The organism is Sphingobacterium deserti (assembly GCF_000757725.1).
In the GTDB taxonomy this organism is placed as follows: Bacteria; Bacteroidota; Bacteroidia; order Sphingobacteriales; family Sphingobacteriaceae; genus Sphingobacterium; species Sphingobacterium deserti.
This window is the reverse complement of record NZ_JJMU01000029.1, coordinates 99,566-114,900: the sequence shown is the minus strand read 5'-3', so window position 1 is coordinate 114,900 and position 15,335 is coordinate 99,566. Positions and strand designations below refer to the sequence as shown.

Here is a 15,335-nt window from a genome sequence, read left to right as displayed (position 1 = left end):
ATCAGCCTTTTTGTATTGGTAATCTAACGCCTGCTAATTCATAAAAAAGAGGCTGCCATTTTGAGACAGCCTCGTATAAATAATTAAACAGCATTACATTCCCCACCGTTCGAACAAGATCCATCGATATAATTAACCATATCTGATGTATTTTTATATTTGGCTTCCCAAACTATACCACTATTATAGCATTTGCATTTAAATGTACTATATCCATCCTCATATCCATCTTCACTATCGATAGTACCACCCATAATAAGCTTTAACTCGTCACTGGTCAGAATCTGATCCTTACCAAGATTTTTCAATGAAATTTTTTTCATTTTTTTAAAAATTTAAAATAGTTTTATCTTACAATCCGCCCACACCCGGATCAAATTCGTTAATTAACAAGAGAGGAATTTGTGAGCTCTCTTTTGCCCAAGTGCGTTTCGAACCGACACGGGCTTTTTTCTGCGCTAGAAAAAATTTTTCAAAATTCATACCAGATTACTTTCCAGCCTTGCGAGAAGTGCGAAATCTTCACTTGATTTATTAGGAAGGCTGCTTAGCAACTCTATACCAAAATCTACCTCCTCCTTCGCGTTCGACTTTTTACCACTTTGTGAATAAAGTATGGTCGTATAGAACTGTAGATACGCTCTCCAATAAACTAAAATTGCGCTTTGTTTTCCTTTATCCAGATTTCCCAGTTGACCCTTGAGCTCTTGCAGTTTCTCCGTTTTTTGTGAAACATCAGATACAAAGGCATTGTAAACTCTTTCCTGAATGTTATTCAAGACAGAATCAGCCGTTCCATTTGATCTAGCCATAACGCAAGTCTGCATAACAAGGAATACACTGATAAAACATATAGATAGCTTCATTTTCATAATACTGTGGTTTTAAATTTGACAAAAAAGAAGATTAAAGTAGCTTACAATAAAAAATTCGGTAATTTAAGCGTTGGTTAATTTACCATTCAGTAAGATTCCTATGAAATATTTTCGACGAACTCCTATATTAATCGTTTAAAAGGCAAAATTGACCCGATATTCCTGCTGAAGTATAACGCACTCAAGCCCGAGTTCAAACCATAGCCGACAGACGTGAATAGCTACACAGCCTTGAATCAACCTAACAGCCTCAATTAATCAATATTTTAAGAAAATAAGAACCAATACAAGGAACAAATTATAACAAATAGTAACCACTTGATCACACAAGCACCATCTCTTTTTCTCTCCAAAAAATAGAATTTTTATTAAAAACATATTTTGTAATATTTTATTATTTATATTAGTAAACATTGACAATAAGAACATAAAACAAATCCTTTAAATAGTTTGGGATATAGATGGAGAAATGGAGCTGTCTTGATGATGTAAGTTTTATGGTGCTATATTGTAATTGGGCCAATTGATACAGAATCTACTATTCTACATAGTAAACGAAAAATGTTGTGTGATAGGAAATCACTCTAAAATAAGAACATGCCATGATTAAATGCATTGTAGTTGAGAATGATATACATACACAGAAACATGTAGTATCGACATTGAAAAAGATGGCTGATGTAGAAATTGTTGCGGTATTCGATACTGCACTCGCTGCCATCACTATCCTAAGTACTAACGAGGTGGATCTAGTATTTTGTGCCATACAAATGCCTGACATCAATGGCTTGAGCTTGTTTAAAAGTTTACAAAACCCTCCATTTTTTGCCTTTGTAACGACAGACCCTACTTATGCAGTAGCGTGTTATGAACTGAATGTATTGGATTACATCCTCAAGCCTTTCGGGATTGAGCGTTTATTAAAAACGGTAAACAAAGCCAAAAACCTCCTGAGGTCTCGAAAAGCAGAAAATTTAGCTTCTGACTATATGGTGATTAAAGATAAGCAGTACAGTTTTATTACCTCTTATGACGATATCTGCTATATCCAGGCAGATAAAGATTACGTACATATCTGGACAATTAAACGGGAATACTATGTTTGGCGCAAACTTATCGACTTGGAAGACACCTTAAAGGGTATGCGAAGGTTTGCTCGCGTGCACAAATCTTACATCATCAATTTAGATTATGCGGAACATGTCATTGGAAATACCATCAAAATGAAAGGTAAATTACCTGAGATTCCAATTGGCGGACGCTATAAAGTCGAGTTGTTTAAAAAGCTGGGCGCGGCCAGCAGATAAGAAAGCCGATTAAATCTATCATAGCTTGATAATGACGTCAAGATTTGCGAGTCCTTGAACGATCCGTAATTATTGATACAGCAAATACTTGCTACGCATCACCTTGTATTTTTCGAGGCCTGGCTTCCAGCTGTCGCGGATCTGTTTTTCGGTTAGCCCATCGATTATTTGCTGCTTTAGCAATGGGCCGCCCGCCAATTTATCAAACACCACAATCTCTTTGCTTTGCTTATTATCGAAAAATATCTTTTTATCCGGATATTTATTATACGTTTCTATAAGCCAGGAAAGGTTGATCGCTTGTGCCTTGCGAACGCTCTTTAGGTCTACATTTCTTAAATCCAAACCATAGCATTTCTTTCCTAAATGAATAGGCGTAGCGCTCATATTTGCTATGCTTTTTGGCGTAAATGAAAAATCGTAAATACCCCTGAATTCGGGTGCCCCGATCACTGTGAATGGAAATTGGGTGCCCCTGCCCTCGCTTAAGACTGTGCCCTCGAACAAGCAGGTTGACGGGTATAAGATGACCGCTTGATACGTGTTAATATTCGGAGACATATTGACAGGAGGATGGTATTCCATATCGTGCGTATAGTTTGCAACAGGGATAATTTTTATCTGACATTTGATGCCATCAGCCAACCATCCTTCGCCATTGATCATTTGTGCATATTCACCAACCGTCATCCCATGCGTGATCGGCACGGGGTGCATACCTATGCCTGATTTGTAATCCATATCCAATATAGGACCATCCACGAAGTATCCATTGGGATTCGGCCGATCAAGGATCAGTAATTCCTTGCCATTTTCCGCACAAGCCTCCATCACCCTATGCATAGTTGCCAGATAGGTGAAATAACGAACACCAATATCTTGGATGTCAAAAATCATTAAATCAATATCGTCTAGCATTTCCTTGGTAGGCTTATTCGTCTTTCCATAAAGCGACACAACCTTCACTCCGGTTAATGCATCGACAGCATCCTTGACCTTAACTCCAGCACCTACATCTCCGCGAAAACCGTGTTCTGGACCAAATACTTTAACAATATTGACACCGAGTGCCAATAAACTATCTACGCTAGGCTTATCACCTATCCGTGAGGTGGGATTGACAACCATGCCGATCCTTTTGCCTTTCAGGTAATTGAGGTATTCATCTATCCGATCTGCTCCCGGAACGATTTGCGAAAACGTCGGCGCAGAAACAAACAAGAATAGGCAGATAAATAAGCTGATGTTTTTGATTTTCATAATGACAAAATTGAACTTACAACGTTTCAAATTAATATGGCTAACTCATTTTGAATTAATCGACAGGCCTGAAAGACTGCACCATCGACTCATTAATAGTTCCGTAAGAATAGGGATTAAAAATGAAATATGCAAGAAAACGCATGTGACTAAGCAAATAATTGTTACAAAGGTATTTCTGAATACACACAATTGAACGTTTGAAAATACAATTGCACAAAAATGCAGGGTAAGCAAACTTGGGCATATGTAACACATTTATTTTTAATAACCCAGCTTAGAATTTGCTATACGATCGTTAATTTATCGATCACCTTTTTTCATTTCGTACTGAACGAGGTTGACAAAGAAGCTAAGATAGCGGGCCAAAGCATAAGTCGCTTTAACGGTAATAGGTCGTAGTTTATAGTTTAACATGCCTTAAATAACGAGTAGGGAAAAATCCCTTATGCAGCAATACCTATTACCATATCTATTGTATACACATTTTTTTGATTGAGGCCAATTGGATCTTTTCGTAAGTAATAGTAGGTAACTGTAAGTGGCCATTTTCATAGCAGAATGACTAAATACGTATTTGCTCGTCGCTGAATGAGTTTACATTCTTTACTCGAGCATAGCTAACATATTTGCAGGTTTATACTTGTTTTAACACTATGGCCACAAAGAAACTAATAATTAAACGTAAAATTCAGCGCAAAAAAACGCATGATTATGCATATTTTTTCTACTTTTATAGTGTAATCAATATTTCTAATAACGATAGCTATGCCACAGTTTAAAACTATTTCACTTTTAATAATTCTTTCGTCCAGCCTTCTATCCTGCCAGTCTGGATCTAAGCCAAAAACCGTTATAGAATCAGCAGATTCGACCGATCAGGCGCTTAAAATTTTACCTGGAGCGGATCAGCTTAATGATTACCTGCCGCTATTAAAAGATAAAAAGGTAGGCCTGATGGGAAATCAAACGACTATCGTGGGTGCCGAAAAAGAGCATCTAGTCGATATCCTACTTGAAAAGGGGGTGGATCTTCACTTTGCTTTTGCACCAGAGCATGGCTTTCGCGGCACTATTGAGCGTGGTGAGAAAGTTGGAAACGAAAAGGATGAAAAAACCGGTCTTCCCTTATACACGTTATATGGGGGCAATTCAAAACAAGACTCTATTATCCAGTCAATTGATGTGATGCTATTCGATCTACAAGATGTAGGCGCTCGATTTTACACTTATATGGCTTCTATGCACCACGTTATGGAGCTCTGCGCCAAGCATGGTAAACAAATGATTGTATTAGATCGTCCTAATCCAAATGGAGACCAGGTGGATGGGCCTGTACGTAAGGATGATAAATTTAAAGCAGATATTTCTTTTCACAAAGTGGCGATCATGCATGGATTGACGATGGGAGAAATGGCGCAAATGATAAACGGGGAAAAGTGGCTGGAGGAAGGACGCCAATGTAGCCTGACGGTGATCCCTGTAAAGAATTACGACCATACGATGATGTATGAGCTTCCTGTGATCCCTTCACCATCTTTGCCAAACCATCTTTCCGTGCGCTTGTATGGCTCGCTATGTCTTTTCGAAGGCACATCCATATCCGAGGGTAGAGGCACAGCATGGCCTTTTCAAGTCATTGGGTATCCCGATCCTGTATTCGGAGATTTTAAGTTTACGCCAGGAGAAAAATCAGGTATGGCCAAGCATGTGGCAGGCAAAGGTGAGGTCAACTATGGGTTGGACTTAAGAAGCGTTGACGCAAACAAGCATAAATTTACCCTTAAGTATGTGCTCGATTTCTATACTAAGATGCCTGATAAAAGTAAGTTTTTCAGCCGTGCTGAATTTTTTGACAAGCTGGCCGGCACAGACGAACTAAGGAAGCAAATCATCGCAGGGAAGACAGAGGAGGAAATTAGAGCATCTTGGAAAAATGATTTGGCTGCATACAAAGAGATGCGAAAGAAATATCTGCTTTATAAAGACTTCGAATAAGACTTTTTTACAGACGATCGATAACAAAATAAACTAACGACTATAATTCGGGAAGAACTGTACTTTTCTGCGCATAATGAGTTATGTTACGTGCACATGGGCGCGAATGCACGCACGGCACATGGTCCTGCGCAGCAAACTGTAAACAAATATGTGACCCTAACCTTGATGTCGCACTTATTTCGAAAGGACTGGGCGAAAATCATTATTACCTGCAATTCTCTGAAATCCATAGCAGCAGATAGAAAACATAGCTCGGATGGCTTGATAGACTGTGGAATAGCAATGGGAACTTAACCGAAGAACCGTTGGTGCAATCAACATCCAGACAAACTACCAATTATATTGCCTTTCAGGGCAACGCTTTAGTAGATATTACGGCCAATAAAATAAAGCAATATGACGGTAGCCACAATTTTTATAGCCCATTCCCCATACAAAATTCTGCGCCAGCGTAGCATAGGAGCGGTTAAGTTTTGTTTCCACTGGAAAATTGTACCGATTAAGACATAGGGAATGAAGGGTAATAATAACGCATTGTATCGGACAGCGGCCGAGAAGTCACCATGCAACAAAGCGTGGATTGCTCGCTGTGAGCCGCAGCCAGGGCAATCCAAACCCGTAAATGTCTTGAAAGGGCACTTCGGAAACCAGGCAGACTGCAACGGGTCATACTTGTAGTAAATATAGATTAGCAGACTTACAATACCCGCTCCCAGCCCAATAAATAGCCAGCGGAGGTGTCCAGTTAGCATAAAATTAATTGAAGTCGCCCATCATCGCAGCAAACATCGCAGACCCAAATATCAAGAAATACAAGATCCAGAGGCCTACACTGAGTCCAAGGTTGATGAACAACCACCTTTTTGCACTGGCCGAATCAGCTTCAGCACCTAAATAGTCGCCACGATAATACTTTCCCTCCACCCGTGAAGCGTAAATAATGGATGGTATCCCTAGCGGCAAACAGCAGAAGATAGTCGTTAATATAGATTCAATTAAATATGTTTTGGGCGGTCTGCCAGTAGGTCTATTAAATGTTGGCGGCATACTCCCTCCAAATTGCGGCGGCACTTGGGTTGTTCCTGTGTAATAGGGTTGTGCTCCTTCATTGATAACCGAAGCCAACTCAGGGATTTGTCGAGCTGCTACCCAATTTGGTAGCCCCTCTGCCCAAACGAATGTATCTCCGGTGATTCCTTTTCCTTTTAATTCTTCCACAGAAAAAGGGCCAAAGGTATTAGTACCATCTGTATAGTGAAATTTTTGCATCTTTACATGGATATATTGCATAAATATAATAAAATCTTTTTTTAATTATCCCTGATATGATGATAGACAATAAGGTATGGATGCTTCTTGCTATAACCTTGGTGGGCATGCTGTTAATTTGGTACGTATTTAAGTATGTAGGAAACAAAAAGTACCGAAGGAGCCAGTTGCCACAGGAAGCGTCAGTCAGATCGGTACTTCAAAGAAGCGTAGCATTTTTCCAAAGACTACAAAAAGCCGCGCAAGACGAATTTATAGAGCGTGTACAATATTTTCTAGCTACAACGAAGATTTCACCGGAAAAAGGAGCTGCTATAACTGATACGGATCGTGTATTGGTGGCCGCGAGCGCAACTATTCCCCTATTTCATTTTAGCCGCTGGTCTTATGAAAATCTAGATGAAGTACTTATCTATCCGGGAACATTTAATGAAAAATATGATATAGAAGCGCAAGATCGCACGGTATTAGGCATGGTGGGTGAAGGTGTGATGAACAGAAAGATGATCCTCTCCCTAGATTCATTGCGCGCTGGGTTTAAAGATCACCCATCAGAGGGAAACACCGCCATTCATGAGTTTGTGCACCTTATCGACAAAGCAGATGGCGAAATCGACGGCGTGCCCTCATACCTCATCTCAAGGGACCTTGTGCAACCTTGGCTTCGTGAGATGCATAAGACTATTAATGCCATTCGGCACGACCGATCAGATATTCGCGATTACGCAGCGACAAATGAAGCTGAATTCCTCGCGGTGGTTTCAGAATATTTCTTTCAGAAACCGAAACAGCTCGAAGAAGACCATCCCGAACTCTTTGCATTATTGAACGAAATGTATAATAGGCCTGAAAAAAGCCAGTAAATAAAAGAGGTTCCACGCTTAACACGTGGAACCTCTTTCTATAGGGATTGATATGTCTTACATCATACCGCCCATGCCGCCACCCATTGGAGGTCCGCCAGCAGCTACCGGGTTTTCCTCTGGCTCATCAGCAAGAACACATTCTGTAGTTAACAACATCGATGCGATAGATGCCGCATTTTCTAATGCTACACGGGAAACTTTAGTCGGATCGATAACACCTGCTCCGATTAAATTTTCGTAAACATCTGTGCGTGCATTGTAACCAAAGTCTGCAGTACCTTCTTTTACCTTTTGTACGACAACTGCGCCTTCGATACCTGCGTTATTACAGATTTGACGAAGTGGCTCCTCGATAGCACGTTTGATAATTTCGACACCGATAGTCTCGTCTTCGTTTGCTCCTTTTAGACCAGCTAAAGCTTCTGTTGCACGGATGAAAGCAACGCCACCACCAGCTACGATACCTTCTTCTACCGCTGCACGAGTAGCGTGTAAAGCATCATCAACGCGGTCTTTCTTTTCTTTCATTTCTACTTCTGTAGTAGCACCAACGTAAAGAACGGCAACACCACCAGATAGCTTCGCTAAACGCTCTTGCAATTTCTCACGATCATAATCAGAACTAGTCGTTTCGATCTGTGAGCGGATCTGCGCAACACGTGCTTTGATATCTTCCGCATCGCCAGAACCGTTGATAACGGTTGTGTTGTCTTTATCAACCACAACTTTCTCTGCTTGACCTAAGTAAGAAAGCTCTGCATTTTCTAATTTAAAACCTCTTTCTTCGGAGATAACTGTACCACCTGTTAAGATGGCGATATCCTCAAGCATCGCTTTACGACGATCGCCGAAACCTGGAGCTTTAACGGCAGCAACTTTCAGTGAGCCACGGATTTTGTTAACCACTAATGTAGCTAAAGCCTCGCCATCTAAATCCTCTGCAATGATCAACAACGGTTTGCCGGTTTGCACTTGTTTTTCTAAAATCGGCAACAACTCTTTCATGTTGCTGATTTTCTTATCGTAGATCAAAATGTAAGGGTTTTCTAACTCAGCTTCCATTTTGTCGGAGTTTGTAACGAAGTATGGAGATAAGTAACCACGATCGAACTGCATACCTTCAACAGTTTTCACCTCTGTTTCTGTACCTTTCGCCTCTTCAACTGTGATAACACCGTCGTTACCTACTTTTTCCATTGCTTCTGCAATTAATGAGCCGATAACGTCATCGTTATTCGCAGAAATTGTAGCTACTTGCTTGATTTTGTTGTTATCAGCACCTACTACTTGTGACTGTGATTTCAAATTTGCCACGACAGCAGCAACAGCTTTGTCAATACCGCGTTTTAGATCCATAGGGTTTGCACCAGCAGCCACAGACTTTAATCCTGGAGATACGATCGCTTGCGCTAATACAGTAGCAGTAGTCGTACCATCACCAGCTTGATCAGCAGTTTTTGATGCTACTTCTTTCACCATTTGTGCGCCCATGTTTTCTAAAGCATCTTTCAAATCGATTTCTTTAGCAACGGAAACACCGTCTTTTGTGATCATCGGAGATCCGAATTTTTTCTCGATGATAACATTACGGCCTTTAGGTCCCAATGTTACTTTTACTGCATTTGCTAATGTATCAACACCTTTTTTCAGTGCGTCACGAGCTTCAACGTTATATCTTACTTGTTTTGCCATTTCTATAACTTTTTAATATGTGGATAAAGCAAGCTTCAATCCGTATTGTTTTTGTTTTCTAAATTTGTTGATTAGCTTATAACACTGCGTAAATGTCAGACTCACGCATGATTAAATATTCTTTTCCTTCGTAAGTGATTTCTGTACCTGCGTACTTTCCGTATAAAACTTTATCACCTACCTGCACGGTAAGGGGTTCTTCAGGCTTGCCCGATCCAACTGCAACAATAGTTCCTTGTGAAGGCTTTTCTTTTGCAGTATCAGGGATATAAAGTCCAGATGCTGTTTTTTCTTCTGCAGGAGCTGCTTCTACCACAACTCTGTCTCCGATAGGTTTAATACTTAATGCCATAATTATTGTGTTTTATTGTTTTACGTTTTTACTTCCAATCTTTATCACCAATTATGCCAAATGCAAAAAAGCAGTGTTTGTTGACATTTTTTCACATTAACGGTCTTAAAATTGACAGTCAGCAAATTTCTCCGTGTCATCCTGTCATTACTTAAGCGAGACGCATTGGCTTACCTACTTTTAAACAGAAGCTACCTAGAGCCGCACCGAAAATTCCGGATAAAAAAAAGTCCCACATATGGTGTGAGACTTTTAATTTCTTCAGCAAAAGAGTGCCTTATTTTGTTGTATCTGCTGTCGCAGGCGCCGTTGTAGCTGGTGCTTGCTGCTGCTGTGCTGGTCCGTTTAGGTTCAATGGCGATGTTTGCGCCGGAGCTTCAATTTGGTCGCCCAATCCACCCGGTCTTTTACCTGCTGACGGGCCTACAATGTTGATTGCCAAGCAAAAAACCATCAAGGCAATAGCCAATCCCCATGTTCCTTTTTCAAGAAAATCTCCTGTACGCTGAACACCCATTAAATTTGAGCTGCCAGCGAATCCTGATGATAAACCTCCTCCTTTTGGGTTTTGAATCAACACCATCAGTGCCAATAAAACACTTGTCAATACAATCAGGATAATTAAAAATGTTTGCATTTCTTTATAGTCGTTAATATAGTTTCTCTTCCAGACCTTTAATTTGGGTCGCAAAATACGATTTTTTTTCTGGAAATCTCAAAATTAATTTTTTGTAAACCTCTATGGCCTTCACGTACATACCTTGGCTAGCATATATATTGGCCAAAGTTTCCGTGACCAAGTTGAACTGCTCCTCCGAGCTCTTCCGAGCTTTATTCTCCATCGTCAGCTGATCGGCTGGCGGTGGCTGGATTTGCGGTTCCTCTCGAATAAATCGCTCGATAACTTCTGTTGTTTTGTCAACCCTGCTATAGGTAACAGCACGTTGTTTGACTTCCTCACTCAGTTTGTCTTCAGGACTTTGCAAGTGGATGATGTTCTCGCGGATCTGCTGATCCAAAACGACTTTATCAAATGCTTCCGGATCAAAAGAGGATTTTTTATTCGTAGGTAAATGGGGCGAGGCAAATGGTTGATACGTATCCGCATATTCCAAACGTGTTTTATGCAACCACCAACGAAAGCTGTAAGGCATCAAATCATCGTTGTAAACACTTACATCTTCTTCCTTTTGCTGATCTACCGGCTCCGAAATGACACTGGAATTACTGTCGGCTTCGTTATTCCCGCTTAAGCCCACGTTAGTCTCCCAACGAATCTCTTTGGTATGCAGTGCAAAGTAATCACCTCCGCCAATACCCTCATGCACAAGGTTATCCAGCGCCGCATTTTCCTCTTCCTTTGTCAAATCTGGTAAGTTTTCCAGATTGATGTCTACATGTCGAGCACGATCAGGTGCTGTATGGCCTTCTGACTCATGCTGCTCTTCAGTCGCACCAAGAGAACTGTGCTCTATTTCTTCGCTATCTGCCGGCTTGGATTCATCTGCTAAAAGTTCCGTATCATTCAGATCGACAACTCGTTCCTCGTCTTTATCGATAGATGGTATCTCCGTTCCGTTGGCAGAAGGCTCATGCTCCGTGGTAGCATGAATGGCTTCTTCCCCGACCTTAAAATCCGACGCTTCCGTTTCCGCCGTTAATGACTCTTCAACAGAAGGTTCGAAAGTTGGTTCGCCACTTGGAACGACATCTGATACTGCAGCTTCTTCGGCCAATGGTTTATCATCATCAGTATCTTTAATTTCACCGGCTTTTGGATCGACATCTGTCGCTTCAACTTCATGCTGCGAAGTTCCCTCAGAAGAAGGATCCAAAGCTGCTACACGCTCCGAATCCATAGGAGATGTGATCGATTCTTCTTCTGATAGCTTAACACCAGTAGACTGTGCACGCTCGACAGCGTCGTTCGACGGCTCAGCGTCATCACCGGATGTCTCCCCCGCAAACGGCGGATGTTCGACTGCAGAATTATTTGGTTCTTGTCGGTCTTCGTTGCCAGTACTCAATGGGGAGGTTAAATCAGTGACCAAAAGGTCATCGTCGATAGCGGCTATGAATGGGATATCTTGAACAGGTAATTGCACATAATCATGTAACCAACTCGGGCTACTCGCCAATAAAATCGCGCGACTGCCCAATTTGGTAAGCTCACCACATAAAAACTTCCGCCGCTCAAAGGCGAAATGTAAAGGCTGTGAATAGGGATACCGGGACAATAGAAGGTCAAAGTCCTCCTGAGAGACTTCCTTTGGATTTACGAGGGCTTGGTGATATAACCGTGTGAATGTTTGTCCTTGATTTTCCATATATAACCTACCAGTTTGCAAATGCTCTATTGTAAATATCTTCAGTTAACAAACTAATGATTTGCATAGTTAAGCCATCTTCCTGATTCTGTACCAAACCAGAGAACTCGCGAAACTGCGTAAACGATTGCTCAAAATTACTTTCACCCGTTTCATCTAAGCGATTCGTATATTTCACCTTGACGGTGATGGTAAGCCTGTTCAACGCAGCTCTATCCGAATTTGCCTCCACGGCTGCCGGACTGATGTCGTAACCTGTTATAACGCCTTCAAACATAGCGTCAGCATCTCCGTTTACTTGGCTTAGACGCGACTGACTTCTAATACGTTCTTTCAACCCCTCTGTAAAATTTTGGCTTAGCGTTGCGTACACCAAAGGCGCTATATTTTCAAAGAATTGGACATTTACCGTTTTCATATTTTCCGGTATAGAACCTCCAGAGAAGCGATATTTGACACCACAACTTGAAAAGGCCATAACAAGCACCAACGATAGTAGTGTAAAAGCCGTAATAATTCTTTGCATATGACTGATGAACTAATCTAAATTTAAATCTTTAATTTTTCTGTATAAGGTTCGTTCGGAAATTCCGAGTTCTCGGGCGGCAGCCTTACGTTTTCCCTTATGTTTCCGCAAAGCCTTCCGTATCAAATCTGATTCTTTTTCAACCAATGACAACGACTCTTCTACTTCCTCCGCATCTTGCGTTTCATAAGACATATAGTCATTGTTTGATTTAACGCTTTGATTAGGATTATGAATGGTAAGCTTTGGCGATGCTTGCTCTTCACCTAGATAAGCAGATGATGGAGTTACTTCGCTATATAGTTGGTTAATATAGGGAGAATTTTCTTCAAATGTACCCTTATTAACACCATTTTGAATCAACTCGACTACCAACTTCTTTAAATCCACCATGTCTTTTTTCATGTCAAATAACACTTTATACAACAGGTCGCGTTCAGAAAAATCCTCTTTGCTCGTCTCTTTCACAAGCGCAGGTAATGAGGATACATGCTCTACGGGTAGGTACTTTGATAAGATGCTGGAATTTACGACGCGTTCGCGCTCTAAAACAGCAATCTGCTCGGCAATATTTTTCAGCTGTCTGACGTTTCCTGGCCAGCCATAATTCATCAGCATATCCTGCGCATCAGGGGTGAGCTGTATGCCAGGCGTCCGGTATTTATCGGAAAAATCTACTATAAATTTCCGAAATAGCAGGTTAACATCTTCCTTCCGTTCGCGAAGAGAGGGAATTCGGAGTGGAACCGTATTCAACCTGTAATAGAGATCTTCACGAAACTTACCTTTCTTCACCGCTTCATACACATCAACATTCGTTGCGGCAACGACACGTACATTTGTCTTTTGAACCTTAGAAGAGCCCACCCTAATGTACTCGCCAGTTTCTAAAACCCGCAATAGCCGAGCTTGTGTACCCAAAGGAAGTTCACCAACTTCATCCAGAAAAATCGTTCCCCCATCAACCACTTCGAAATAGCCTTTTCTAGCCTCGTGGGCACCCGTAAACGAGCCCTTCTCATGTCCAAAAAGTTCGGAATCAATTGTTCCTTCTGGTATTGCTCCGCAGTTTACCGCGATGAATGATCCGTGTTTACGGGCACTCATTTGATGAATAATATGTGAAAAGACTTCCTTTCCAGATCCACTTTCCCCTTGTATCAAAACGGAAATATCAGTCGGTGCTACCTGTTTTGCAACATCTATTGCACGATTGAGCACCGGTGAGTTACCGATGATGCCAAATCTATTCTTAATATCTTGAATGTCCACGATAGTTCTCTTAATACTAAAGGTCTACAATACGTCCCATTAACGTTGCTGATGTACAGCGCTCTGCCAATACATGCACATATTGTCCCGGTTTGAAACGTGAGTCAACGGGAAACACAACCATCGTATTCTGATCATTACGCCCACAGTAATCCTGATCTGACCGCTTCGAAAAACCTTCGATCAAAACTTTATGTACTTTTCCAACGAAATTTTGAAGTCGGAAAAGACTGTGCTCTTGCTGTTTATTAACAACTTCCGTCAACCGTCTTTTCTTTACCTGCTCTGGGATATCATCTTCATAACGTTTCGCCGCCAGCGTACCTGGGCGTTCGGAGTAAGCAAACATATACGCAAAGTCGTATTTTACATAGTCCATCATGGATAATGTTTCAGCATGCTCCTCTTCCGTTTCTGTGCAAAAACCGGTGATAACATCGGTAGATATACCACACGCTGGAATAATGCGACGGATAGCTTCTACGCGTTCCATATACCATTCCCGATCGTACGTCCTGTTCATCAAATCCAGAACGCGCGAGTTACCGGACTGCACAGGTAGATGTATATATTTACAGATATTGTCGTAACGGGCCATCGTATAAAGAACCTCGTCCGTGATATCTTTCGGATGGGAAGTGGAAAAACGAATGCGGAGCTCTGGGCTTACCTCGGCAACCATCGCCAATAAATGGGCGAAGTTTACAGTAGGCGTTGCCGTTTCGCCTTCGGCAACTGGAGCCGTATATTTATACGAGTCCACATTTTGCCCTAGCAAGGTGACCTCCTTATACCCAGCTTCAAAAAGCTCTCGGGCTTCTTTAACAATAGATTGGTAGTCGCGGCTACGCTCGCGTCCGCGGGTGAATGGCACCACGCAGAAAGAACACATGTTATCGCAACCCCGCATAATAGAAACAAATGCCGATATGCCATTTGAGTTCAATCGTACAGGATTGATATCGGCATAGGTCTCTTCCCTAGAGAGCAAAACGTTTACTGCTTTCGTCCCGTCATCCACCTTGCCAATAAGGTTAGGAAGATCACGATAGGCATCAGGACCGACGACAACATCTACCAGCTTTTCTTCTTCTAAAAATTTTGACTTGAGGCGCTCAGCCATACAACCTAGCACGCCCACGATCATACCTGGATTTCTGTTCTTAGCAGACTCAAACTCCTTTAATCGGTTACGCACACGTTGCTCCGCATTTTCGCGTATGGAGCAGGTATTTATAAATACCACATCTGCCTCTTTATAGTCTTTCGTTGTTTCGAAACCATTACCCACCAAAATCGACGCAACAATCTCGCTATCCGAAAAGTTCATCTGGCAACCGTAACTTTCGATATACAATTTACGACCTGTAGATTTGCCCGTCGGCAATAGTTCTAAAGCCTCGCCCTGACGGGCTTCATCGTGTGTCTTTGTAGTATGTTCTAATTCTAGCATGACTTCATTTAAAAGACTACAAAGCTAACAATAAAAGTTTAAATTGATGACACTTTGGCAGAGCTTGACCCAAATTTAACAAACGCTATTTTGCTTAATTAAAAGAGCTGTAGCTATAGTGTAGCGACGAAATGC

Annotated in this window: 17 protein-coding genes; 4 read left to right on the top strand and 13 right to left on the bottom strand. The window is 41.4% G+C overall.

The genetic code is table 11. From position 1 onward, the window contains the following. Positions 1 to 83: 83 nt before the first annotated feature. From DI53_RS10070 to DI53_RS10065, 3 genes are read right to left on the bottom strand one after another with little or no spacing between them, the layout of a single operon-like run. On the bottom strand, positions 84 to 323 hold the full coding sequence (locus tag DI53_RS10070; RefSeq protein ID WP_037498499.1) for a hypothetical protein: 240 nt from the start codon (positions 321 to 323) through the stop codon (positions 84 to 86). A 28-nt stretch (positions 324 to 351) separates the two neighbouring features. After that, on the bottom strand, positions 352 to 483 hold the full coding sequence (locus DI53_RS20680) for a hypothetical protein (protein WP_275041040.1): 132 nt from the start codon (positions 481 to 483) through the stop codon (positions 352 to 354). Next, a complete protein-coding gene (locus DI53_RS10065; protein ID WP_052072318.1) occupies positions 480 to 872 on the bottom strand; it encodes a hypothetical protein in 393 nt (130 codons plus the stop codon). The genes DI53_RS20680 and DI53_RS10065 overlap by 4 nt, the downstream gene beginning before the upstream one ends. Before the next feature lie 605 nt (positions 873 to 1,477). Between DI53_RS10065 and DI53_RS10060 the strand changes: the two genes are divergently transcribed. Continuing rightward, the gene (locus DI53_RS10060; RefSeq protein WP_037498496.1) at positions 1,478 to 2,182 is read left to right on the top strand and encodes a LytR/AlgR family response regulator transcription factor; all 705 of its coding nucleotides are present in this window, start codon (positions 1,478 to 1,480) and stop codon (positions 2,180 to 2,182) included. A gap of 69 nt (positions 2,183 to 2,251) precedes the next feature. Here DI53_RS10060 and DI53_RS10055 read toward each other — a convergent pair whose 3' ends face one another. Further along, on the bottom strand, positions 2,252 to 3,442 hold the full coding sequence (locus DI53_RS10055) for an exo-beta-N-acetylmuramidase NamZ family protein (protein ID WP_037498493.1): 1,191 nt from the start codon (positions 3,440 to 3,442) through the stop codon (positions 2,252 to 2,254). A gap of 768 nt (positions 3,443 to 4,210) precedes the next feature. Here DI53_RS10055 and DI53_RS10040 point away from each other — a divergent pair. After that, positions 4,211 to 5,440: an exo-beta-N-acetylmuramidase NamZ family protein gene (locus tag DI53_RS10040; RefSeq protein WP_037498486.1), complete on the top strand. Its 1,230-nt coding sequence runs from the start codon at positions 4,211 to 4,213 to the stop codon at positions 5,438 to 5,440. 96 nt (positions 5,441 to 5,536) lie between these two features. Further along, a complete protein-coding gene (locus DI53_RS10035) occupies positions 5,537 to 5,737 on the top strand; it encodes a hypothetical protein (protein ID WP_037498483.1) in 201 nt (66 codons plus the stop codon). Between the two features lie 68 nt (positions 5,738 to 5,805). Here the strand turns inward: DI53_RS10035 and DI53_RS10030 are convergent, their stop codons facing one another. After that, entirely contained in the window at positions 5,806 to 6,195 is a 390-nt protein-coding gene (locus DI53_RS10030; protein ID WP_037498480.1) for a DUF2752 domain-containing protein, read from the bottom strand. 4 nt (positions 6,196 to 6,199) lie between these two features. After that, positions 6,200 to 6,712 carry a CD225/dispanin family protein gene (locus DI53_RS19590; RefSeq protein WP_052072328.1) on the bottom strand — a complete coding sequence of 171 codons (513 nt, stop codon included), beginning with the start codon at positions 6,710 to 6,712 and terminating at the stop codon, positions 6,200 to 6,202. Between the two features lie 56 nt (positions 6,713 to 6,768). Here DI53_RS19590 and DI53_RS10020 point away from each other — a divergent pair, with 56 nt between their 5' ends. After that, positions 6,769 to 7,575: a M90 family metallopeptidase gene (locus DI53_RS10020; RefSeq protein ID WP_241462404.1), complete on the top strand. Its 807-nt coding sequence runs from the start codon at positions 6,769 to 6,771 to the stop codon at positions 7,573 to 7,575. A gap of 57 nt (positions 7,576 to 7,632) precedes the next feature. On the opposite strand, the gene groL is transcribed toward DI53_RS10020, so the two are convergent. From groL to miaB, 7 genes are all read right to left on the bottom strand, one after another. Beyond that, positions 7,633 to 9,270, bottom strand: a complete 1,638-nt coding sequence (gene groL / locus DI53_RS10015) for a chaperonin GroEL (protein ID WP_037498474.1) — start codon at positions 9,268 to 9,270, stop codon at positions 7,633 to 7,635. A gap of 76 nt (positions 9,271 to 9,346) precedes the next feature. Beyond that, complete coding sequence (locus tag DI53_RS10010; RefSeq protein ID WP_037498471.1) at positions 9,347 to 9,622, bottom strand: co-chaperone GroES; 276 nt, start codon at positions 9,620 to 9,622, stop codon at positions 9,347 to 9,349. Positions 9,623 to 9,899: 277 nt separating this feature from the next. Next, positions 9,900 to 10,259, bottom strand: coding sequence for a preprotein translocase subunit SecG (secG, locus tag DI53_RS10005; RefSeq protein ID WP_037498468.1), 360 nt, complete (start codon positions 10,257 to 10,259; stop codon positions 9,900 to 9,902). 13 nt (positions 10,260 to 10,272) lie between these two features. Then, entirely contained in the window at positions 10,273 to 11,949 is a 1,677-nt protein-coding gene (locus DI53_RS19585; RefSeq protein WP_052072316.1) for a prolipoprotein diacylglyceryl transferase, read from the bottom strand. A gap of 7 nt (positions 11,950 to 11,956) precedes the next feature. Then, complete coding sequence (locus DI53_RS09995) at positions 11,957 to 12,475, bottom strand: LptE family protein (RefSeq protein ID WP_037498465.1); 519 nt, start codon at positions 12,473 to 12,475, stop codon at positions 11,957 to 11,959. A 12-nt stretch (positions 12,476 to 12,487) separates the two neighbouring features. Further along, positions 12,488 to 13,747 (bottom strand): sigma-54 interaction domain-containing protein, encoded by a 1,260-nt coding sequence (locus DI53_RS09990; RefSeq protein ID WP_037498462.1) that lies wholly within the window; start codon positions 13,745 to 13,747, stop codon positions 12,488 to 12,490. A gap of 16 nt (positions 13,748 to 13,763) precedes the next feature. Then, positions 13,764 to 15,200 (bottom strand): tRNA (N6-isopentenyl adenosine(37)-C2)-methylthiotransferase MiaB, encoded by a 1,437-nt coding sequence (miaB, locus tag DI53_RS09985; protein WP_037498458.1) that lies wholly within the window; start codon positions 15,198 to 15,200, stop codon positions 13,764 to 13,766. Between the last annotated feature and the right edge of the window lie 135 nt (positions 15,201 to 15,335).